Source organism: Paraburkholderia sp. OAS925, from assembly GCF_040543975.1.
In the GTDB taxonomy this organism is placed as follows: Bacteria; Pseudomonadota; Gammaproteobacteria; order Burkholderiales; family Burkholderiaceae; genus Paraburkholderia; species Paraburkholderia graminis.
In genome coordinates this window covers 1,754,282-1,776,157 of sequence record NZ_JBEUNO010000002.1, presented here as the reverse complement: position 1 = coordinate 1,776,157, position 21,876 = coordinate 1,754,282, and the positions used below count along the sequence as shown (strand labels likewise).

Genomic DNA, 21,876 nt, shown 5'->3' with positions numbered 1-21,876 from the left:
TTGATTGACTGCAACGTTCGGACGGCGCAAGCGGTGTCACGCGCGGTGGGTCGGCACCGCTGCGAACTTGCATCCGTGATCTTTTGATGCGGGGTTTAAGCTGCTTAACGACCTAGGCTGCCGTCGGCGTGGCCGCGAAATCCGGCGAGTCAGTCGACGCGTAGTTGAAGGTCACGTCGCGCCACGTATCGAGCGCCTGCTTGAGCGGCCCGCACCAGCGCGCCGCTGCTTCCAGAATCTCCGGCCCTTCCTGACGGATGTCGCGCCCTTCGTTACGCGCCTTCACCATGCACTCGAGCGCGACGCGATTGGCAACAGCGCCCGCCTGAATGCCGCCCGGATGACCGATGGTGCCGCCGCCGAACTGCAGGATCGCGTCGTCGCCGAACAGGTCGAGCAGTTGATGCATCTGCCCCGCGTGGATGCCGCCCGAGGCCACCGGCATCACCTTGCGCAAACCGGCCCACGGCTGATCGAAGAAGATGCCGCGCGACAGGTCCACTTCGTTATGCGCCTCGCGGCACACGTTGTAAAAGCCCTGCACGGTCAGCGGATCGCCTTCGAGCTTGCCGACCGCGGTGCCCGCATGTGCGTGATCGACGCCCGCCATGCGCAGCCACTTCGCGATCACGCGAAACGAAATGCCGTGATTGCGTTGCCGCGTGTACGTGCTGTGTCCCGCGCGATGCAGGTGCAGAATCATGTCGTTCTTGCGCGCCCAGCGTGCCATCGACTGAATCGCGGTCCAGCCGATCACAAGGTCGATCATCACGATGCACGAGCCCAGTTGCTTCGCGAATTCGGCGCGCTCGTACATGTCCTCCATCGTGCCCGCGGTGACGTTCAGGTAGTGCCCTTTCACCTCGCCGGTTTCGGCCTGCGCGCGGTTCACCGCTTCCATCGAAAAGAGGAAACGGTCGCGCCAGTGCATGAAAGCCTGCGAGTTGATGTTCTCGTCGTCCTTCAAGAAATCGAGCCCGCCGCGCAAACCTTCATAGACGACGCGGCCATAGTTCTTTCCCGAGAGGCCGAGCTTCGGCTTCACGGTTGCGCCCAGCAATGGCCGGCCATATTTGTCGAGCCGTTCACGTTCGACGACGATGCCCGTCGGCGGTCCCTGGAAAGTCTTCAGATAAGCAACAGGTATGCGCATGTCTTCGAGGCGCAGCGCTTTGAGCGGCTTGAAGCCGAACACGTTGCCGATGATCGACGCGGTCAGGTTCGCGACCGAGCCTTCCTCGAAGAGATCGAGTTCATACGCGATGTACGCGAAGTACTGCGGCTCGCTCGCGCTCGACGCGGGCACCGGATCGACGCGATACGCTTTTGCGCGGTACATGTCGCACGCGGTGAGGCGATCGGTCCAGACCACGGTCCAGGTTGCCGTCGACGATTCGCCGGCCACCGCGGCGGCCGCTTCCTCCGGATCGACGCCCGGCTGCGGCGTGATGCGAAACAGCGCGATGACGTCGGTGTCTTTCGGCGTGTAATCCGGTTGCCAGTAGCCCATCTCGCGATACTTCATCACGCCCGCGGCATAACGCTCGCGAGGATCGCCCGCATTGCGCGGCTTGTGGAGGGACTCGATCGCCGGTTGACTGAAATCGTTCATGACGTATCCTCGATGGTGGACAGGCGCGCTGCCGGAAGAACGAAGCGCTTGTGTGCACTGTAGGCAAGGTCGTCATCGACGGGAATTCACGATTTTATTTGGCAGAGTTAAGCGATCGGTTATTCATCGCATAGGGTGGTGTGGGGTTTTGGCAGGTGAACTCAAATGCCGTCCTCACCGACCAGCACCAGACGCTAGTGCTCAGGACGAACCCTAAGTGACACCCGCACAAGGGTCTTTGCTGCGCGGTGGCACACTTTGCTGCATTATCGGAACAGTGCGCCGCACGAAATGCCGTCAGGCACCCACGCGGCGTGCGAAGCTACCGCCGCCGCTATCCGGCGAAAACCGTGTCGCGGCGCGGCATCGGCTGCATCGAGTGCGATTGCCATTGCGGCACGAACCTTGCGTAGCCGATGATGCCCATGAAGTCCGGCGCCTTGCCGGGCCGACGGCGTGACGCTGTATCAACCGATGGAGGAAGCACATATGCAATGGACGACTCCGAGCTACACCGATATGCGTTTTGGTTTCGAAATCACGATGTATATCGCTACGCGTTAAGCCCGCATGGGCCGCGTAATGCGGCCCCTCTGCGGACCGATTGTTAATCGTCAGCCATACGGGCGGCCTGACGTGCTGCCACGACATGCGTTCCCATCCATGATCCACGAAACGATCGTCACTACCGCAGCGAGCGATGGCCGTCCACATGTCGCGCCGATGGGAGCCCGTTACGAGGGCGACTTCGTCGTCCTGTCGCCTTTTCGTCCGTCCGTCACGCTCGACAATATCGTCGCCACCCGCGCGGCGGTTCTCAACTTCACCACCGACGTCCGCGTTTTCGCCGGCTGCGTCACGCATTGCGCAACCGACTGGCCGACGCTCGCCGCGAGCCGCGTCGCGAGCGTGAGACTCGCCGAATCGCTCGCGCACGCCGAGCTCGAACTGCACGAACTACGCGACGACAACGAGCGCCCCGTGCTGCGGATGAAATGCGCGCACCGCGAAACGCATGCGCCCTTCACGGGCTTTAACCGCGCGCAGGCGGCGGTCGTCGAAGGCTCGATTCTCGTGAGCCGGCTCTTCATGCTGCCGGCCGACAAGGTCGATCGCGAGATGGCCTATCTGCAGATCGCCATCGACAAAACTGCCGGCGAGATTGAACGCACCGCGTGGGGATGGCTCACTTCGGCGATCGCGCGACATCGCGAGCGGCTTGCGTCGCCCGGCGGCCAGGCCGCCTAGTTCGCTTATTTCGTATCCCTCCCGCTTTTTCCGCTTTTTTCGGAGAACACCGATGACGGCATTGCTTGCGAGCGTCCGCTCGCACGACGAAGCATTCGACGCGGCCCGCGCCGGCGCGGACCTGATCGACCTGAAAGAGCCGAACGCGGGCGCGTTGGGCGGTTTGTCGATTGGCGATATTGCGCGGATCGTCCGCGAGCTTCGCGCCCGCTATCCGGTCAAGCCGATCAGCGCGACGATCGGCGACCTTCCGCCGGAAGCGCTCGACGAAATCGCCGCGCGCGTGATCGATGTGAGCGATACGGGCGTCGATTACGTGAAGGTCGGCGTGACGCCCGGACCGGCCGCGCGCCGTTGCCTCGAACAACTCGCGAATCTGCCGGCTGCGGTCGTGCCGGTGCTGCTGTGCGACGGCGGCATGGAGGGTGAACTGGTCGCGCATGCCGCGTCGCTTGGTTTTGTCGGCGTGATGTTCGACACCTCGACGAAAGACGGCAGCACTTTATTCGATCATGTGGACAGCGATTCGCTCGCGCGTTGGCTGCGGCTCGTGCGTCAGCAAGGCGCGATGTGCGGCCTCGCCGGCTCGCTGGGCCTCGCTCAACTGGAACAGATTCGCGCGCTTGCGCCGGATGTGGCGGGTTTTCGCACGGCGTTGTGCGTCGATGGCCGGCGCTCGCGGCTCGATCCGCAACGCGTCGCCGATTGGGCGGATGCGCTGCATAGCGGATCGGGCGGCGTTCGCGGTACGGGTAGCGACGTGGATTCTGTGGTGGTGGGTACGCTCGGCGTTTAATGAGCGCGCGGGGCGACAACGGCTCGCTGCAAGAGCCGCATGTCGTGCAGGTAACGCATGCACCACTGCGGCAGCCTTCAAATCACCGGCGTATTCAACAGCCGGTCTCTCATCAATTCGACGTTGTCCTTGTTGAAAAGCTCGACCACGTAGTTCGCTTCGTTCACGTAATCGACGAAACGGCGGTCCACCACGCCCGACGCAGCGAGCGCGTCGAGCCGTTCGTTTCCCGCTATCGGGCACGACTTCACGACGATCAGGCGCTCGGCGTTGAGCATCGTCGAGAGCCAGGCGGCGAGGCTGTCCGAGGTCGTGTCCCAGTTGCTCATCGCGTCGGGCGTGTCGCGCATCAGCGCGGTCGGCACCCAGACGGCAACGTGCCCATCGCGCAGCGCGCGGCGGATCTTCGCCTCGCTCGATGCCAGCACGAGTTCGGGCAGCACGCCCTGCATCAGAAGCGCGTACTGGGTCATCGCGAGCAGACACATGTTGTGCGCGGCGAGGTCGTCGAAACACCACTCGCTCTGGTACTGGCGCACCTTGTCCGCGAAATCGCCGCCGCCGGGAACGATGACGATGCGCCCGCCCCCCACCTCGCATAGCTCCATGAGCCATTGGCGCAGCGCCGGCTCATGACTCAGGCTGCCCCCGATCTTGACCACCCACATGATCGTCGTCCTCGTTTGCGATTAACCTCGTTTGCTTGTCCGCTTCGCTGCCTGTTTGCTTCTATGCCGGTCCTCCTGTGGATGGTTTGTGCCGTTTGCCTGCGTTTTCCTCTAGCCACAATCACTGCATCGGCCGCGTCCCCTTCACGCGGCCCGAAAAGCCGCATCGACGCTCGCGGCGCCCTCGCCGGCCGTCACGTCGCCCGCTTTCCCATACCGCGCCGCTGCCAGCAAACCCACCGCGACGCTCGGCGCGCAGGTCGCCGCCCACTCCGCCTGATCCGCCGCGCCTCCCGCGAGCGTGCCGAAATCGATGTAGCCGCGCGCCTCCTCGCGTGCGAGCGCCGCCGCGAGAAAACGTCCGCAGCCCGCGCCCACCAGCGGCGCGGCGGCCAGTTCGGGATGCGCGGCCGTGACGCGCGTCAGGTTCGCGCCGATCTCGCGCAATTGCAGCTCGCGCCAGCGCAACGCGAACGCGCGCCATTCGGCGGGACTCGTTTCGTGCGCGTCACGGCCGATCATCCGCGCGATCCGCCTTCGGCTCGCCAATTCGGTTTTCGGGCCATTGTCGGCGCTCGGGTAGAGGTCGTATTGCGGCGCGAGTTCGCCCGTGAGCCGGTAGACGTCGGCGGTGCTCGCGAACCATTCGTTCATCACGTTGACGGCTGCGCCGCCGAATTCGATGCGCCGCGCGATGCCACACAGCGGCGTGCGCACCACGCCCTGATACACGAGTTCGCCGGTCGCGAGCCGCCCGGCATCCGTCGATGCGCGCGCAACCACACGCCCGTTCGCGACCGGAATGATGTCGGTCGTCGTGCTGCCGATGTCGATCAGCAACGCATTCGGCACGCGCGTCGCGAGCCAGTGCGCGGTCGCGAGCCAGTTCGCCGACGCGACGCTGCGCCAGCCGGCCGCGCACGTCTCGCGCGTCAACCAGCCCGCGTCGCCCGCGTAAAAAGCGACGCGCGGCCCGAGCCGCTGCGCAAGTGCGGCGGCGATCGCGCGCACGCCTTGCGAGCGGTCCTCGAAGAGGTCGACCATTTCGCCGGTCATCGTCACCGCATGACGCGCCGCGTAGGTCTTCGCGACCGGCCAGCGCTCGAATACAAGCTCGATCGTGCGCTCGAGATGTTCGAGCCCTTGCCACAACGGGCAGGCCCACTGGCCGACGTCGAGCAGCACGCCGCCGGCATCGCTCATCGACACCTTCACATGCGCGCCGCCGACGTCCCAGCCGAACACCGGCGAGCGGCCTACCGGTTCCATGCGCGGCGCGTTCATGGCTGCGCTCCGCAAGCGGAGTGAGTGTCGAACTCGCGCGCCGCGCTCGTGGTTTCGCGAGGTTCGCCAACCCGAACCCCATGCGCGCCCAGCAACACCGCGGAAAGGTTGCGCCCAAGCGCCGCCGACAAACCCGCATAAGCCACAGTCAGTCGCGGATTGACCTCGATGACCACAGGACCGCGCGACGGATGCCACACTACATCGATTCCGGCAAAGCCGCGCAGCCCCGGTATCGCCTCCGCGACGCGATGAGCGAGCTCGCGCAGCGTCCGACCCTGGTCGCTGGCCGTGTCGATCTGATTGACCGTCACGCCGTCGAATTCGACGATGCTCGCGCGCTGCCCCGGCGCCGTGCTCTCCGAGAGCCCAATCCGTTGCCGGTTGATGCTGACGAGTTCGACGCCTTTGCCGTCGCAGATCAGCGAAAGACTCAGCGGCTCGCCGTCGACCCACTCCTGCAACACCGGATTACGCGCCGCTGCCGCGCGCGCATCGTATTCGGTGCAGGCTTCGGCGAAATCGTCGAATACGAAGGTGTCGAGTCCGCCCGCGCCGTCGTCCGGCTTCACGACCCACTTGCGCCCCGCGTGGGCCATTGCATTGGCCGCCGCATGACCGGGCTCGATGGCCGGCGTGGTCGCAATGCCCTTCGCGGCGAGGCACGCGGCGGTCGCGCTCTTGCTCGACGTGACGCGGATCGCTTCCTTCGCGCAGCCGAGCCAGCGCGCCGCGCCGACCGCGTCGTACAGATGCAGCAGCAAGCCGTCGCATTCGGGCGCGACGATCCATGCATAGTCATGTTCGCGAGCCGCGCGCGCGACGAAAGCCGTCATCGATTCGCCCGGCGCGGCCATACAATGAGCGAGCGCGGGGTCGACGTTTTCAAAGCGCGAGGTTGCGAAGCTCACCTCGACATCGTCGAGTTGGCGCAGGTCCGCGACCAGCGCGTCGCGCATCACGCGGCCTTCGACGATCAGCGCGCTCAGGTCGGCGAGACTCGCCGCGCCGGCCAATGCCGGGTCGATGCCGCCGCCGGTGAGATACTCGAAGACAAAGATCTTGGTCAAAGGACGCGCCCCTATGCAGGTGATACCGGTTCTCGATCTGCTCGACGGCCAAGTCGTGCGCGCGGTGCGCGGCGAACGGAGCGCCTATCTGCCGATACGTTCGTCGCTTGCCGCCACCAGCGAGCCGCTTGCCATCGCCCGCGCGCTGCTTGCTGCAAGCGGCGCCCGCACGCTCTACATCGCCGACCTCGGCGCGATCCTTCAGCAGCGCGCTCACATCGAAACGCTTGCCGCGTTGCGCGCCGCGCTGCCCGGCATCGACATCTGGCTCGACGCGGGCTATGCCGACTTCGCGTCGATGCAGGCGCTGTTCGCGCGCATCGACGCAAGCAATCAGCACCCGCAGCACTCGCAACACCCACAGCACGCGCTCGCGACGCTCGTGCCGGTATTCGGCACCGAATCGTTGCAAGACATTCACGCACTGCGCGCCGCCGAAACAGCCGCGTCGCCAACCTCGCCAGCCTCGCCAACCTCGCCGATCCTCTCGCTCGACCATCGCGCCGGCCAACTGCTTAGCGCCGCTGCCGCTCACGAATGCCAGGAGCCCGCGCGCTCATGGTGGCCGCGCAGAGTCATCGCGATGACGCTCGATCAGGTCGGCAGCTACGACGGTCCCGATCTCGCCACCTTCGAACGCATCCGAGCCAGCGCGCCTGCCGATACTCAGGTGATCGGCGCGGGCGGCATTCGCGATCGCGGCGATCTGGCTGCTGCGGCCCGTACCGGCGCAAGCGCTTGGCTCGTCGCGTCGGCGCTGCACGATGGCCGCATCGGCCTGCCGCTCGCAGCGTCGACGTAGGCGAGCAAAACAAGTTCCATGCCAATCGGCGGAAGCGGTGCGGTGGTAAACAACGGCCAGGCTTTATCGTGCTTTCGCCGGCCACGGGTGACACTCTGCTCCAGAACGGCACACAACCTGTACGCGGACAACGCAGGCGCATAGCGCGGCGCGGCGCAGCGGGCGGCCTTCGCGAAGTCGGGCACGCTGTTCAATCGGCAGGCGTTTGTGGGTCTGAGTTCGGACACGGCGCGCCCTCGCGGCCGTTCGCCCGGCATACACATTCAAGCACAACGCGACCTAAGCACCATGCATTTGCACCGCACTATTGCCGCGCGATGAAACGCGTCGGCATGGAGCTTGCTAAAAGTCGCCCCATGCACCTCTCGCCCACCGATCCGTCGACGACCAGCCCCTCGGGCGCGGCCCCCTCGGCCGCCGCGTCGATCACGCGCGACTGGACCTGCCCGTTCTGTCCGCTGCTTTGCGATGACCTCGCGATCGAATCGCGTGACGACGCGACGCTCGCCGCGCAGAACACCGACTGCCCGCGCCTCCTGGAAGCGCTCACGCACTATGGCGCCGCGGATGCGCAATGCAGTGCGAGCATCGACGGAAACGCGGTGGACCTCGACGCGGCGCTCACGCGCGCGGCGCACATTCTGTCGTCAGCGCCGCGGCCGCTGTTCGGCGCATTGGCGACCGATGTGGCCGGCGCGCGTGCGCTGTACACGCTCGCTGCCGGCTGCGGCGCGATCCTCGATCATCGGCATGGCGATGCAATGAGCGCCGCGACGCTCGCGCTTCAGGACCGCGGCTCGTTCTTCACGACGCTTTCCGAAGTGCGGTCGCGCGCCGATTTGCTGCTGTTTTTCGGCTGCCAGCCATCGCGGCGCTATCCGCGCTTTTTCACGCGAACCATCGAGGGAACGACGACGCCGCGCGAACTCGTATTCATCGGCTGCGAAGCGGACCCGGCGGCGAGTGGACCTGGCTGCGAGCATGTGCGGGTCGAGTCGATTTTGCCCGACGCCGATCCGTTCGATACCCTCGCGCTGTGGTCGACGATCAGCGACCGCCGTCCGCCGACTTCGCTGCATCAGGACGTCGCCGATGCGCAAGACGCGCAGCGCACGCTTGCCGCGTTGCAGGCGCTACAGGCTCGCATCGATGCCGCGCGCTACACGGTGCTCGTGTACGAACCCGCGTCGTTGCCCGGCCCTCATGCGGCGTTGCTGATCGAAGCGTTGAACCGGATCGTGAAGGCATCGAATCTGAAGTCGCGCGCGGGCGGCCTCGCGCTCGGCGGCGATGACGGCGCGTTGACGGTCAACCAGACGGTGACATGGCTCTCGGGCCTGCCGCTTCGCACGCGCGTATCGACACCGGCGCGTATCGCGGGGACTACGCCGCTCGACTACGATCCGTATCGCTATCGCACGGAAAGACTGCTCGCGGATCGCGAAGTCGACGCGCTCTTGTGGGTCGCGAGTTTCGCGCCGCCCGCGTGGCCCGAAGCGCTTCCCGACGATGTGCCGCTCATCGTGCTCGGGCATCCGGCTCTCGCGCAGCGCGCGGCGGCTCGCGGCAAGAACACCGTGTTTATTCCGGTGGCGACACCGGCTGTGGACAGCGGCGGGCATCTGTTCCGGGTGGACAGCTCAGTCGTGATGCCGCTCACCGCCGCGCGCCGCGCTGCGCTTCCGTCGGTCGGAACGATTGCCGCAAAGCTTGGCGCGCTGCTGGCCACGCCGCTCGCCGCGTCTCACGCAGAGGCCCAGCCATGACGCTCATCCGCCTCAAGGGCGGCACCCTCTTCGATCCGGCCAACGGCGTCGACGGCGAGCGCCGCGACCTGGCAATCCGCGACGGCCGCATCGTCGACGTCCCCGCGAACGCTCCAGCCGACCGCGAATACGACGCGACCGGCATGATCGTGATGGCGGGCGGCATCGACATGCACTCGCATATCGGCGGCGGCAAGACCAATCTGTCGCGCCTCCTGCTGCCCGAAGATCACCGCGACGATCCCGTGCGCGACGCATCCTATGAATCCGTGCAGGACGCAAACGGCCGCTATCTGCGCCTGCCGTCTTGCGGCGTCTGCGCGCCCGGCACGCTCGCAACCGGCTACCGTTACGCCGAAATGGGCTACACGGCCGCATTCGAACCGGCGATGATCGCCTCCAACGCGCGCCACACGCACCTCGAGATGGGCGACACGCCGATCATCGATCACGGCGCGTACGTGATGCTCGGCAACGACGAACTGTTCCTGCAAATGCTGGCCGCGCGCGACGATTTCGAGCATCTGCGCGACTACGTCGGCTGGACGATTCATGCGAGCAAGGCGCTCGGCGTGAAGGTCGTGAATCCGGGCGGCATCTCGGCGTTCAAGTTCAACCAGCGCTCGCTCGATGTCGACGAACCGCACGTGCATTACGGCATCACGCCGCGCGAAGTGCTGCACACGCTGACACGCGCGCTCACCGAACTGCGCGTGCCGCATCCGCTGCATGTGCACGCGAGCAATCTCGGCGTGCCCGGCAACATCGATTCGACCATCGCGACGATGGACGCCGCCGACGGCCTGCCGATCCACCTCACGCATATCCAGTTTCATAGCTATGGCGTAGAAGGGCCGCAGAAGTTTTCGTCGGGCGCGCGGCGCATCGCGGAAGCCGTGAATGCGCGGCCGAATGTGTCCATCGACGTCGGTCAGATCATCTTCGGGCAAACCGTCACCGCTTCCGGCGACACCATGATGCAGTTCCGCAACGCGCCGCTCGCGCGGCCGCACAAGTGGGTGGTCGGCGACATCGAATGCGACGCCGGCTGCGGCGTGGTGCCGTTTCGCTATCGCGAGCAGAGCTACGTGAATGCGTTGCAGTGGATCATCGGGCTCGAAATCTTTCTGCTGGTGGACGACCCGTGGCGCGTCGCGATGACGACCGATCATCCGAACGGCGGACCGTTTACGAGCTATCCGCATCTGATTCGTCTGCTGATGGACAAATCGTTTCGCGACGAGCAACTCGCGAAGCTGCATCCCGACGCGCAAGTGGCGAGCGCGTTGCCGCAACTGACGCGCGAATTCTCGCTGTACGAGATCGCGACCATCACGCGCGCGGGGCCGGCGCGTCTGCTCGGCCTGAAGGACCGCGGCCATCTCGGCGTGGGCGCGGCGGCGGACATCGCCGTGTATCGCGACGATGCCGACCGCGAGCGGATGTTCACGTCGCCCGCTTATGTGTTCAAGGACGGCGAACTGGTCGCGCGCGACGGCACGCTGGTCTCGACGCCAACGGGCGGCATCCATTTCGTGTCGCCCGAATTCGACCGCGGCATCGAGAAGCGAATCCGCGCCTACAGCGAAGCGAATCTCGCGAGCAACTTCGCGCATGCCGCAATCGGCGACGACGAGATCTGCCACTGCTGCCGCGGCGGCAAGCTGTTGCCGGTCGAATGCTTCGCGAACGGTCAACGACATGGCTGAAACCGCTGACCCGACGACCGTCACCCCGAACCGTGACACGCACACGATGAGCGACACGCCGACCCTGCAGATCAACGGCACCACGATCGACGCCACCTTCGCCGAAGCGTTTCCGATGAAGGCGACGCGGCTCGTCATCACCGCGCATACGCCGGCGTGGGCGATGAACGCAGCGCACTCGCTGACGGGCTTCGCGACCTCGGTGATCGGCTGCGGCTGCGAGGCGGGCATCGAACGCACGCTCGAGGGCGACGACACGCCGGATGGTCGGCCAGGCGTCGCCGTGCTGCTGTTCGCGGTGTCGTCGAAGGAACTGGCGAAGCAGATCGAGCGGCGCGTCGGTCAATGCGTGCTCACGTGTCCGACCACGGCCGTGTATCGCGGCATCGATCCGCAAACGAGCCGCGCGCCGCTGTCGGACCTCGCGCCGCTCGGCAAGAACCTGCGCTTTTTCGGCGACGGCTGGCAGATTTCGAAGATGCTCGGCGACACGCGTTACTGGCGCGTGCCGGTGATGGACGGCGAGTTCGTCTGCGAAGAAACAGCGCCCACCGTGAAGGCGGTGGGCGGCGGCAATCTGATCCTGCTCGCGCGCGACATCGACGCGGCGCTCGCAGCCGCCGAGGCCGCCGTCGACGCGATGCGCCGCCTGCCGAGCGTGATCCTGCCGTTTCCTGGCGGCGTCGTGCGGTCGGGATCGAAAGTCGGCTCGAAGTACAAAGGCGCGACCGCGTCCACCAACGACGCGTTCTGTCCCACGCTCGCCGGCCTCTCCGCGCGCAGCGAGTTGAGCGCGGAAGTGGGCTGCGTGCTCGAAATCGTGATCGACGGACTCACCGAGGCGGATGTCGGCGCGGCGATGACGGCGGGCATCGTCGCGGCTGCGGGACTCGGGCGCGCAGGCGGCCTGCTGCGCATTTCCGCAGGCAATTACGGCGGCAAGCTCGGCCCGTATCACTTCCATCTGCATCAACTGGCCGGCGGCCTCGGCGGGAGCAGCGCATGAGCGTCGTGACGACATTGCGCGTGCGTACCGCACCGGGTTTTCGCGTCGATGCTTCGGCGTTGCTGCCCGCAACGTTCGCGGCGCTCGCGGTCGCGGACATCGAGCGCCTCGTGCTGCCCGCGGGCAACGATCGTTGCGTCGTCGGCGATGTATTCGATGTGTCGCGCAACGGCGACGCAGCGCCCGATGCAAAGGACGAGCAGAACGCACAGAACGCCGAAGCCGCGCTCGTGATCGAAGACGCCGTCCCGTGGCTCGACCGTCTCGGCGCACGGATGACGCAAGGCCATCTGATCGTGCGCGGTTCGGCGGGCGATCACAGCGGCTTCCAGATGGCGGGCGGCGTATTGCGTATCGACGGCGACGCCGGCCACTTCACCGCTTGCGAAATGCGCGGCGGACGGCTGACCGTCGCGGGCGATTGCGGCGATTTCGCGGCGGGCGCGCTCGCCGGCGACGTCGAAGGAATGACGGGCGGCACGCTGACGATTCACGGCAACGCGGGCGCGCGGCTCGCGGACCGGATGCGCCGCGGGCTCGTGCTGGTCGGCGGCGATGCGGGCGACTTCGCGGCGTCGCGGCTCGTGGCGGGGACCATCGGCATTGCAGGCCGGTTGGGCGCACACTATGCGTACGGTATGCGGCGCGGAACCCTGCTGCTTGCGCAGCGTCCCACTAGTCTGCCGCCCACTTTCGCCGACGGCGGCCGCGGCTTCGACGTATTCTGGTCCTTGCTCGTACGCAGTCTCGCGGGCGAAATCGCGCCGTTTTCGCAGTGGCGCGCGGCCGCGCTGCCGCGCCGTTATGCGGGCGACGCCGCCGTCGACGGGCGCGGCGAAATACTTGTGATGAGCTAACCAGGGAGGCAGAGATGACGACCGCGCATGCTTCTTCCGCACAACGCCGCGCCGACACGTCCACGCCGCGCTATGCCGGCTCGTTGATCGCGCTGCACTGGCTGATCGCGTTCGGCATCATCGGCCTGCTTGCGCTCGGGCTCTACATGGTCGGACTGCCAAAGGGCCTGCCGCTCAAGGCGACGCTGCTGAACCTTCACAAATCCATCGGACTCACAGTTTTCCTGCTGGTGCTTCTACGCATCGCGGCGCGGGCGGCCTTTCATCGGCCGCCCCTGCCGCCGATGCGACCGTGGCAACGCGCCGCCGCGCGCACTACGCAGGGCCTTTTATACGTGGCAATGGTCGTCATGCCTGTGTCGGGCTATCTGGGCTCGTCGTTCAATCGCTATGGGACGCGCTTCTGGGGCATTCCGCTGCCGAAGTGGGGTTGGGACGATCACGGCTTGCGCGAGCTGTTCTTCGGCATTCATGAGGTGACGGCGTATCTGCTGATCGCGCTGATCGTGCTGCATGTGGCGGGCGCGATCAAGCATCAATGGATCGACCGCGACAATCTGCTCGCGAGGATGCTGCCATGACGCGGGCGCGAACAACCGGCACGCTACGCACGCGCGACGCGCATCGCGTGTCGTTCACGGTTGCGGGCGCCGACGACGGCGTGCCGGTCGTCGTCCTGCATGGCGGCCCAGGCAGCGGCAGTCAGCCTGACGCAACGCGGCTCTTCGACCTGACGCGCTTCAGGGTCGTGCTGATCGATCAGCGCGGCACTGGAGCTTCGACGCCGCGCGGCGGCGTGCGCCGCAACCGCACCGACCGCCTGATCGAAGACATCGAAGCGGTGCGCGTGCGGCTTCGCATCGAACGCTGGGGCGTGCTTGGCGGATCGTGGGGCGCGGCGCTCGCGCTCGCCTATGCGGGACGGCATCCGCAATCGGTGACGGGCGTGGTGCTGCGCGGCCTTTTTCTCACGTCGATGCGCGAGGTTCGCGGCCTGTTCGTCACGTCGCAAAAACGCGCGCCGCGCGCATGGCAAAAGCTCTGCGCCGCTGCGCATTGCAAGCGGCCCGCTGCGCTGCTTTCGCAATGCCATGCGCGGCTGCAACGCGGCCGCGCAAGCGAGGCCCAGCAGCGCAAGCTCGCGCTCGCATGGCGCGGCTATGAAAACGCCGTGCTCGCGAGTGCGAACACGCGGCGCAGGCTCGTACCGGCCAGGCTCTCGCATAAGGACAGCCGCAAGCTCATCGGCAAGTACCGCATTCAGGCGCATTACCTGATGCATCGCTGCTGGCTCGGCGAAGCGCGGTTGCTGTCGTTCGCGCGCCGCGCCGCCGCGGCCGGCGTACCGCTCTTTGCAGTGCACGGTTCGCGCGATCCCGTGTGTCCGCCGGATAACCTGCGGCGCCTCGCGCGAGCGGTTCCCAATGCTCACATTGAATGCGTGCGCGCCGGCCATCTTGCAAGCGATCCCGCTTTGCATGCACGCGTGGCCGATGCACTGACAACACTGTTTCTTCCACTCACCGACGAGGGGCGCACGCTGCGCCGCGCGGCATGAAAATCAAGGTACTCGGCTCATCGGCGGGCGGCGGCTTTCCGCAGTGGAACTGCAACTGCCGCAATTGCGACGGCGTGCGGCGCGGCACGCTGAAGGCCACGCGCCGCACGCAATCGTCGATTGCGGTGAGCGCGAACGGCGAGGACTGGCTGCTCGTGAATGCGTCGCCCGATCTGCTCGCGCAGATCGCCGCGAACTCGGAGCTTCAACCGGCCCGCCGCGCGCGCGACAGCGGCATCGCGGCGGTGCTCGTCATCGACGCGCAGATCGATCATGTCACCGGCCTCCTGATGCTGCGCGAGCGCGACACGCCGCTGCCGCTCCATGCAACCGACGCCGTCTGGCAGGACCTGACGAGCGGTTTTCCAATCGCGCCGATTCTCTCGCACTACTGCGGCGTCGAGCATCGGCGAATCGCGCTCGACGGCGCGCCGCTCAGCGTCGACGCATTGCCCGGCGTGCAGATCGACGCGCTGCCGCTCACCAGCAAGGCGCCGCCCTACTCGCCGCATCGCAACTCGCCCGAGCGCGGCGACAACATCGGGCTCGTGTTCACGAACCGGCAGACCGGCAAGCGCGTCTTTTACGCGCCCGGTCTCGGCGAGATCGAACCGCACGTACTCGAGGCGATGCGCGCGGCGGATCTGCTGCTCGTCGACGGCACGCTGTGGACCGCCGATGAAATGATCCGCCTCGGCCTCTCGAAGAAAACCGCTGCGGATATGGGTCATCTGCAGCAATCGGGACCTGGTGGCATGATCGAAGTACTGGATTCGCTCGACGCGAAAAGCGCGCGCAAGGTGCTGATCCACATCAACAACACCAACCCGATTCTCGTCGAGGATGGCCCCGAGCGCCGCCTTCTCACGGAGCACGGCATCGAAGTTGCCTACGACGGCATGACCTTCGAACTATGAAGCGCGGCCACGCAGCACGCGTCGCGCAGGAACGGGAGATTGCATGAACGCGAAAGACACCTTGGGTACGACGCCAGGCAGCGAGCGCGCCCGCGACGAAGCCTGGACCCGTGAGGAATTCGAAGCGCAGTTGCGCGCGAAAGGCACGGCGTACCACATTCATCATCCGTTCAATGTGAAGATGAATAGCGGCGGCTGCTCGCCCGAACAGATTCGCGGCTGGGTCGCGAACCGCTTCTACTATCAGATCAACATTCCGCTGAAGGACGCGGCCGTGATGTCCAATTGCCCGGATCGCGAAACGCGCCGCCGCTGGGTGCTGCGCATTCTCGATCACGACGGCTACGGCGCGGCGAGGAAGGCGGCATCGAAACATGGGCACGCCTGGGCGATGCAGTGGGCCTCTCACGCGACGAGCTGTGGTCGCTCGAACACGTGACGCCTGGCGTGCGCTTCGCCGTCGACGCGTACGTGAACTTCGCGCGCCGCGCGCCGTGGCAGGAATCGGTGTGCTCGTCGCTCACCGAAATGTTCGCGCCGCAGGTTCATCGCGACCGGCTCGCGAGCTGGCCCGAACACTATCCGTGGATCGAAGCGTCCGGCCTCGCCTACTTTCGCTCGCGCATCACGCTCGCACAGCGCGACGTGGAGCACGGCCTCGAAGTCACGCTGAATTACTTCACGCGGCGCGAACAACAGGAACGCGCGCTCGAGATTCTGCAATTCAAGCTCGACATTCTGTGGACCATGCTGGACTCGATCGAAAAGGCCTTTCCGCAATGAACGACATGTCCAACGCCGATCGTCCCGCGCTCAACAAGCTGTTCCGGCTGCAATGGGAACCGGCGCAGAACGCGCATGTGCTGCTCTATCCGGAAGGGATGGTGAAGCTCAATCAGAGCGCGGCGGAAATCCTCAAACGTTGCGACGGCACGCGCGATATCGAAACGCTTATCGCCGATCTCGAGCAGGCGTTCAACGCAACAGGACTTGGCCCCGAAGTACGCGCATTCGTGACCGAAGCGCATTCGCGCGGATGGCTGGAGTAGCGCAATGACCGATCTCTCGCAACCTGCTGCCGACATTCACACTGAAGCACAGCCCGAAGCGACGCCCGCGAGCGTCGCGCCGCCGCTGTGGCTGCTCGCGGAACTGACGTATCGCTGCCCGCTGCATTGCGCGTTCTGCTACAACCCCGTCGACTACACCAATCACAATCGCGAACTCAGCACCGAACAATGGCTCGGCGTGCTGCGCGAGGCGCGCGCGCTCGGCGCCGCGCAATTGGGCTTTTCAGGCGGCGAACCGCTGATGCGCGACGACCTCGAAGTGCTGGTCGGCGAAGCGCGCAAGCTCGGCTTCTATACGAATCTGATCACCTCGGGCGTCGGTCTCACGGACAAGCGCCTCGGCGACCTGAAAGCGGCCGGGCTCGATCACATCCAGTTGTCGTTTCAGGACTCGACTCAGGAACTCAACGACTTCTTGAGCAGCACGCGCACGTTCGATCTGAAGCAGCGCGTCGCGGCATCGATCAAACAGCATGGGTTTCCGATGGTGCTGAACTGCGTGCTGCATCGCTATAACCTGCCCCACGTCGACAAGATCATCGACATGGCGCTCGCGATGGGCGCCGAATACCTCGAACTCGCGAACACGCAGTACTACGGCTGGGCGCATCACAATCAGGCGCAGCTCATGCCGACCCGCGAGCAGCTCGAGGAAGCAGAAGCGGTGGTCGAACGTTATCGGCGCACCCATGGCGATCGCTGCAAGATTTTCTTCGTCGTGCCCGACTATTTCGAGCGACGCCCGAAGCGCTGCATGAACGGCTGGGGCGCGGTGTTCCTCGGCGTTGCGCCGGACGGCGCCGCGCTGCCCTGTCACGCGGCGCGCGCGCTGCCCGGCCTCGTGCTGCCGAATGTGAAAGACATGCCCCTGCGAGAGATCTGGTACGAGAGCGACGCATTCAATCGTTTCCGCGGTCTGCAATGGATGAAAGAGCCGTGCCGCAGTTGCGACGAGAAGGAAAACGATCTCGGCGGCTGCCGTTGCCAGGCGTATCTGCTCACCGGCGATGCGGCCAATGCGGACCCTGTGTGCGACAAGTCGCCGTTGCATGAAAAAGTGGTCGACGTGACGCGTCTCGCGGCGGCGGCGCATGAACCACGAGAGCAGCCCATCATGTTCCGTAACGATGCAAACTCGCGCAAGCTGACGGGCGCGCATGCACCGCAAAACAAGGTGCAAAAAACGGCGCACGACGAGCCAAACGACAACGGCCACACCAGGGGTTGACCATGACAGCGGCGGACATTTCAGTGTTGCTCGTCGACGATCACGCCGTAGTGCGCGAAGGCTACCGGCGGCTACTCGAAGTGAATGCCGACGTGCACGTGTGCGGTGAAGCAGCCGACGCCGCTCAGGCCTATCAGCGCTTCTGCGCGCTGCGGCCCGATGTCGTCGTGATGGATGTCTCGTTGCCGGGCGCAAGCGGAATCGAAGCAATGCGGCGCATGCTCGCGCGCGAGGCCGATGCGCGCGTGCTGATTTTCAGCGTGCATGAAGAGGCGATTTTCGTGCGCCGCGCGCTCGACGCCGGCGCGCTCGGCTATGTGACGAAAGCCAGCGCGCCCGACGTGCTGGTCGAAGCGGTGCGCACGATCGCGCGGCGCGCCAGTTATCTAAGCCCCGACATTTCGCAGGCACTCGCGCTGCGCAATGCATTCAGCGAAGGCCCGCCAGGACGGCAGTTGTCCGCGCGCGAATTCGAGGTGTTGCGTTTGCTCGTGCAGGGCTACACGCTGCCGAGCATCGCCGAAAAATTGGGCCTCAGTCAGAAGACCGTGGCCAATCATCAGTCGGTGATCCGGCAGAAGTTCGGCGCGGACAACGGTGTGCAACTCGCACAAATGGCAAGCCGCCTCGGCCTTCAGTTCACCGGCTCCGCCAGTCCCGCTTGAGCGGGCACGCGCGCGCAAAACAGGAAGCCGCCTTCGGGCTTGCTCGCGACATGAAACTCGCCGCCTAGCGCTTCGACCCGCTCGCGCATGCCGATGAGCCCCAGGCCCGCGCGCGGCGCATCGAGGTCGACGCCGGGACCGTCGTCGGCCATCGTTACGACGATTTCGTCGATTGGCCGGCGTTTTAGGGCATTTTTCTGCGGCGCTTGCGCCTCGCGCGGCGCGCGCACCATGAACACTTCCACGCGCGAGTGCCGCGCGAACTTCGACACGTTCGTCAGCCCTTCCTGCACCAGCCGGTAAAGCGTGATGGTGAGCGCGTCGCTGAGCCCTGTGTAATCGCCTTCTATCGTTAGCGAGAACGACGCGTCGGGCAAGCGTTCGCGCCATCCGTCGATGCAATGCTCGAGCGCGCTCGGCAAGCCGAATTCGTCGAGACCGATAGGCCGCAAGCGCCGGATCATTCCGCCGATCTGCCGATACACATGACTCGCGCTCCGCATCAATTCCACCGATATGCGATGAATCTCCGGCTCGCGCGCGGCGGAGAGATCGCGGATACGTGCTGCGTCGAGTGAAATGGCGTTGAGGTACTGGCCGAGTTCGTCGTGCAGTTCGCGCGCGAGGTGGCGGCGCTCGAGTTCCTCTGCCTGCAACGCCTGGTTCGCAAGACGCCGGTTGTCGGCGAGCAGACGTTCGGCCTCTTCTTCGAGCACGCGCCGATGCGCAAGCTCGCTGCGCGTCTCGCGATAGCGGCGCCACGCGAACCACGCAAGCCCCAGCGACAGCACGCACAGCGTGAGCGGCAACTCGTCGAGTTGAAAGCGCTCGACGCCGCGCGTCCACCGATAAGCGCGCTCGCTCACATCGAACAGCGAGCCGAGCGCGGCCGCGAGCAAGGTCAGCGCGAGCACGCAGGCAAGATCGCGCGGCACCGCGGAATGCGGCGAATTGCGCGGCATATTGCGGCGCGTTTGATGAGGTTGGGTGGATTCGCTCGACATCACGTTTGCATTCTAGTCAGGCCAATCGGACACGAAGTTCGTCGCAACCAGTTTGGGAACGCTTCCTCGCGATTTCGGGAAAAGCTCCCGAGCCTTCACGCGAGCGCGCATGCGAAGCTTTGCACACCTTGAAAGAAAGCGCTACGTATGCCGCCACGCGGCTGCGTCCGAAGAAAGCGTCGATTCGGCAGGAGACAGAATAATGAATATCCCATCACGCGTGCGTCGCGGAAAACCCGGCCTCGGCTTCAGGCGGCGAGCCGGCATCACGCTTGGATTCGGCAGCGCGCTCGCGAGCATGTCGATAGGCGCATGGGCGCAAGCGGAGCCGGCGGCTGGCGTACCGGCTTCGGCTGCGGCTGCGGCTCCCGCTTCGGCAGCCGCCTCCGCGAAAGCCGCAGCCGATGCGCCAGACGATACGCCCTCGACCACGCTCGCGCCCGTGGTCGTGGTCGGCACGACGCCGCTGCTCGGCATCGGCACGCCGCTCGCGCAGGTGCCCGCCAACGTGCAGACCGTTCGCGCGCGAGACATCGAAGCGCAGCATCGCTTCAATCTCACGGATTACCTCGCGAAGAATCTGCCGAGCGTCGACATCGCCGATGCGCAAGGCAACCCGTATCAGATGAACGTCAACTATCGCGGCTTCACGGCGTCGCCGCTGCTCGGCACACCGCAGGGCATTTCGGTGTTCGTCGACGGCGTGCGCGTGAACGAGCCTTTCGGCGACGTGGTCAACTGGGACGTGCTGCCGCAACAGGCCATCGACACCATTCAATTGATTCCCGGTTCGAATCCGACGTATGGGCTGAATACGCTTGGCGGCGCGCTCGCCATCACGACGAAGAACGGCAAGACCAGTCCCGGCGGCGAGGCCGAAGTGGCGCTCGGCTCGTGGGGCCGCAAGACCGCGCAGATCGAACAGGGCGGCACGATCGGCCAGAACCTCGATTACTACGTGACCGGCAACGTCACGAACGACAACGGCTGGGCCGAGCAGAATGCGAGCCGCGTGCGGCAGATTTTCGGCAAGCTGCGCTATACCGATGCCGACACCACGCTGTCGTTATCCGCAGGCGGCGCGGACAACGATCTGCACGGCACGCAAACCATTCCGCGCTCATTCCTTGGCAATCCGAAGCAGCCCTATACGTATCCCGATCAGAACCTGAACAGCGCTGGCTACGTGACGCTGTCCGGCGAACACTACTTCAGCGATAACGTCGAGCTGAGCGGCAATGCGTACTACCGGCACTTCCGCAATAGCAATGTGAGCAGCAACACGAATCCGAACTTCGGTTCGATCGACGACGACGGCGACGTCGACACCACGCAGGCGACCAACGAGAAATCCGTCGTCTCTACCGATAGTTTCGGCGCGAGCCTGCAACTCACGCTGCTCGGCAAACTCGGCGGCATGCAGAACCAGTTCGTTGCGGGCGTATCCGCGGACATCGCGAATTCGCGCTACACGCAATCGTCGCAGGATGCGGTTTTCACGGCTTCGCGCGCGACGGTCGGCATCGGCGATTTCACGCAGGAAACCGCGGCGAAAACGCATAACGGCAACTACGGCATCTATCTGCAAGACACTTTATCGCTGACGAAGCAATGGACGCTGACGCTCGCGGGACGTTATAACTGGGCCGAAGCGACCATCGGCGATTCGAGCGGCCTTCAGCCGCAACTGGACGGACACCATACGTTCTCGCGCTTCAATCCGGCGGTCGGCATCAACTGGAATCCGACCTCGGCGTTCACGGCCTACGCAACCTACAACGAAGGCATGCGCTCGCCGACTGCGATCGAACTCGCGTGTGCAGACCCGGCCGCGCCCTGCTCGCTGCCGAACGACTTCGTGTCCGACCCGCCGCTGCAACCGGTGATCTCGAAGACCTTCGAAATCGGCGCACGCGGACGAATCGGCCAGACGACAAGCTGGAGTGCCGCCGTCTACCGAACCACGCTCGATAACGACATCGAATTCATCGCCAGCAATGGCGCGGCGAGCAATCGCGGCTTCTTTCAGAACGTGGGCCGCACGCGCCGGCAAGGGTTCGAACTCTCGGGACGCAGCCAGCTAGGCCCGCTCGCGGTGACTGCGAGCTACAACTACATCGACGCCACGTATCGCACCGCGTGGACCGAGAACAGCGCGAGCAATTCCAGCGCGGATGCGAACGGCAACATCAACGTGAAGCCCGGCGATCATCTGCCAGGCATTCCGGCGAACACGGTCAAGCTGCAACTCGACTACGCGGCGACCGCGAAGTGGAGAGTCGGCGCGAACCTCACGTGGCGCGGCGGCATCTATGCACAGGGCGACGAAAACAATCAGGACGTCAATGGCAAGATCGCCGGCTATTTTCTGATCGATCTCGACACGTCGTATCAGGTCACCAAACAGTTGCAGGTGTTTGCGAGCGTCTCGAATCTGCTCGACAAGCGCTATGCGAGCTTCGGTTCGCTCGGAGAAAACTTCTTCAACGGCCCGAACCATACGTTCGACGGCGGGAATCCGAGCAACGAGCAGTTCGTCGGACCGGGCGCGCCGCGCGGGTTCTGGGTCGGCCTGCGCTATGCGTGGAAGTAGGTGGAAGTGAGGGCGGTCATGCG

20 protein-coding genes and 1 pseudogene are annotated in these 21,876 nt (G+C 65.4%); 16 read left to right on the top strand and 5 right to left on the bottom strand.

Going from position 1 to position 21,876, the window contains the following annotated elements:
* Nucleotides 1-112: 112 nt before the first annotated feature.
* Nucleotides 113-1,612 carry a form I ribulose bisphosphate carboxylase large subunit gene (locus ABIE53_RS26755; protein WP_006046590.1) on the bottom strand — a complete coding sequence of 500 codons (1,500 nt, stop codon included), beginning with the start codon at nucleotides 1,610-1,612 and terminating at the stop codon, nucleotides 113-115.
* Between the two features lie 489 nt (nucleotides 1,613-2,101).
* Here ABIE53_RS26755 and pqqA point away from each other — a divergent pair, with 489 nt between their 5' ends.
* From pqqA to ABIE53_RS26740, 3 genes are all read left to right on the top strand, one after another.
* Nucleotides 2,102-2,176: a pyrroloquinoline quinone precursor peptide PqqA gene (gene pqqA, locus ABIE53_RS26750; RefSeq protein WP_013342881.1), complete on the top strand. Its 75-nt coding sequence runs from the start codon at nucleotides 2,102-2,104 to the stop codon at nucleotides 2,174-2,176.
* A 99-nt stretch (nucleotides 2,177-2,275) separates the two neighbouring features.
* The gene (locus tag ABIE53_RS26745; RefSeq protein WP_006046588.1) at nucleotides 2,276-2,860 is read left to right on the top strand and encodes a DUF447 domain-containing protein; all 585 of its coding nucleotides are present in this window, start codon (nucleotides 2,276-2,278) and stop codon (nucleotides 2,858-2,860) included.
* A 52-nt stretch (nucleotides 2,861-2,912) separates the two neighbouring features.
* On the top strand, nucleotides 2,913-3,656 hold the full coding sequence (locus tag ABIE53_RS26740; protein ID WP_006046587.1) for a (5-formylfuran-3-yl)methyl phosphate synthase: 744 nt from the start codon (nucleotides 2,913-2,915) through the stop codon (nucleotides 3,654-3,656).
* A gap of 77 nt (nucleotides 3,657-3,733) precedes the next feature.
* On the opposite strand, the gene ABIE53_RS26735 is transcribed toward ABIE53_RS26740, so the two are convergent.
* The 3 genes from ABIE53_RS26735 to ABIE53_RS26725 form a co-directional block, all read right to left on the bottom strand.
* Nucleotides 3,734-4,324, bottom strand: coding sequence for an amino acid kinase family protein (locus tag ABIE53_RS26735; RefSeq protein WP_006046586.1), 591 nt, complete (start codon nucleotides 4,322-4,324; stop codon nucleotides 3,734-3,736).
* Between the two features lie 144 nt (nucleotides 4,325-4,468).
* Nucleotides 4,469-5,608, bottom strand: coding sequence for a hydantoinase/oxoprolinase family protein (locus ABIE53_RS26730; protein ID WP_192699230.1), 1,140 nt, complete (start codon nucleotides 5,606-5,608; stop codon nucleotides 4,469-4,471).
* On the bottom strand, nucleotides 5,605-6,678 hold the full coding sequence (locus ABIE53_RS26725) for an ATP-grasp domain-containing protein (protein ID WP_006046584.1): 1,074 nt from the start codon (nucleotides 6,676-6,678) through the stop codon (nucleotides 5,605-5,607). The genes ABIE53_RS26730 and ABIE53_RS26725 overlap by 4 nt, the downstream gene beginning before the upstream one ends.
* A gap of 13 nt (nucleotides 6,679-6,691) precedes the next feature.
* Between ABIE53_RS26725 and ABIE53_RS26720 the strand changes: the two genes are divergently transcribed.
* From ABIE53_RS26720 to ABIE53_RS26665, 12 genes and pseudogenes are all read left to right on the top strand, one after another.
* Nucleotides 6,692-7,480 carry a HisA/HisF-related TIM barrel protein gene (locus tag ABIE53_RS26720; protein WP_006046583.1) on the top strand — a complete coding sequence of 263 codons (789 nt, stop codon included), beginning with the start codon at nucleotides 6,692-6,694 and terminating at the stop codon, nucleotides 7,478-7,480.
* Nucleotides 7,481-7,836: 356 nt separating this feature from the next.
* Entirely contained in the window at nucleotides 7,837-9,246 is a 1,410-nt protein-coding gene (locus tag ABIE53_RS26715) for a molybdopterin-binding domain-containing protein (protein ID WP_044020004.1), read from the top strand.
* Nucleotides 9,243-10,955, top strand: a complete 1,713-nt coding sequence (locus ABIE53_RS26710) for a formylmethanofuran dehydrogenase subunit A (RefSeq protein WP_006046581.1) — start codon at nucleotides 9,243-9,245, stop codon at nucleotides 10,953-10,955. Before ABIE53_RS26715 ends, ABIE53_RS26710 begins: the two co-directional genes overlap by 4 nt.
* A 46-nt stretch (nucleotides 10,956-11,001) precedes the next feature.
* Nucleotides 11,002-11,961: a formylmethanofuran--tetrahydromethanopterin N-formyltransferase gene (gene fhcD, locus ABIE53_RS26705; protein ID WP_107707606.1), complete on the top strand. Its 960-nt coding sequence runs from the start codon at nucleotides 11,002-11,004 to the stop codon at nucleotides 11,959-11,961.
* Complete coding sequence (locus ABIE53_RS26700; RefSeq protein WP_006046579.1) at nucleotides 11,958-12,818, top strand: formylmethanofuran dehydrogenase subunit C; 861 nt, start codon at nucleotides 11,958-11,960, stop codon at nucleotides 12,816-12,818. Before fhcD ends, ABIE53_RS26700 begins: the two co-directional genes overlap by 4 nt.
* 14 nt (nucleotides 12,819-12,832) lie before the next feature.
* A complete protein-coding gene (locus tag ABIE53_RS26695; protein WP_006046578.1) occupies nucleotides 12,833-13,399 on the top strand; it encodes a cytochrome b in 567 nt (188 codons plus the stop codon).
* Nucleotides 13,396-14,376 (top strand): alpha/beta fold hydrolase, encoded by a 981-nt coding sequence (locus ABIE53_RS26690; RefSeq protein WP_310074776.1) that lies wholly within the window; start codon nucleotides 13,396-13,398, stop codon nucleotides 14,374-14,376. The genes ABIE53_RS26695 and ABIE53_RS26690 overlap by 4 nt, the downstream gene beginning before the upstream one ends.
* A complete protein-coding gene (pqqB, locus tag ABIE53_RS26685; RefSeq protein ID WP_006046575.1) occupies nucleotides 14,373-15,293 on the top strand; it encodes a pyrroloquinoline quinone biosynthesis protein PqqB in 921 nt (306 codons plus the stop codon). Before ABIE53_RS26690 ends, pqqB begins: the two co-directional genes overlap by 4 nt.
* Nucleotides 15,294-15,336: 43 nt before the next feature.
* Nucleotides 15,337-16,076 (top strand): annotated as a pseudogene (pqqC, locus tag ABIE53_RS26680) (pyrroloquinoline-quinone synthase PqqC).
* Nucleotides 16,073-16,342 carry a pyrroloquinoline quinone biosynthesis peptide chaperone PqqD gene (gene pqqD, locus ABIE53_RS26675; RefSeq protein ID WP_006046573.1) on the top strand — a complete coding sequence of 90 codons (270 nt, stop codon included), beginning with the start codon at nucleotides 16,073-16,075 and terminating at the stop codon, nucleotides 16,340-16,342. The pseudogene pqqC and the gene pqqD overlap by 4 nt, the downstream one beginning before the upstream one ends.
* Before the next feature lie 4 nt (nucleotides 16,343-16,346).
* Nucleotides 16,347-17,591, top strand: coding sequence for a pyrroloquinoline quinone biosynthesis protein PqqE (gene pqqE, locus ABIE53_RS26670; protein ID WP_006046572.1), 1,245 nt, complete (start codon nucleotides 16,347-16,349; stop codon nucleotides 17,589-17,591).
* 2 nt (nucleotides 17,592-17,593) lie between these two features.
* Nucleotides 17,594-18,256: a response regulator gene (locus ABIE53_RS26665; protein ID WP_006046571.1), complete on the top strand. Its 663-nt coding sequence runs from the start codon at nucleotides 17,594-17,596 to the stop codon at nucleotides 18,254-18,256.
* Here ABIE53_RS26665 and ABIE53_RS26660 read toward each other — a convergent pair.
* Entirely contained in the window at nucleotides 18,226-19,260 is a 1,035-nt protein-coding gene (locus ABIE53_RS26660) for a histidine kinase (RefSeq protein WP_044020000.1), read from the bottom strand. The two genes, ABIE53_RS26665 and ABIE53_RS26660, sit on opposite strands and share 31 nt — an antisense overlap.
* 202 nt (nucleotides 19,261-19,462) lie before the next feature.
* Between ABIE53_RS26660 and ABIE53_RS26655 the strand changes: the two genes are divergently transcribed.
* Nucleotides 19,463-21,853 (top strand): TonB-dependent receptor, encoded by a 2,391-nt coding sequence (locus ABIE53_RS26655; protein ID WP_175130843.1) that lies wholly within the window; start codon nucleotides 19,463-19,465, stop codon nucleotides 21,851-21,853.
* The last annotated feature ends 23 nt before the right edge of the window (nucleotides 21,854-21,876 follow it).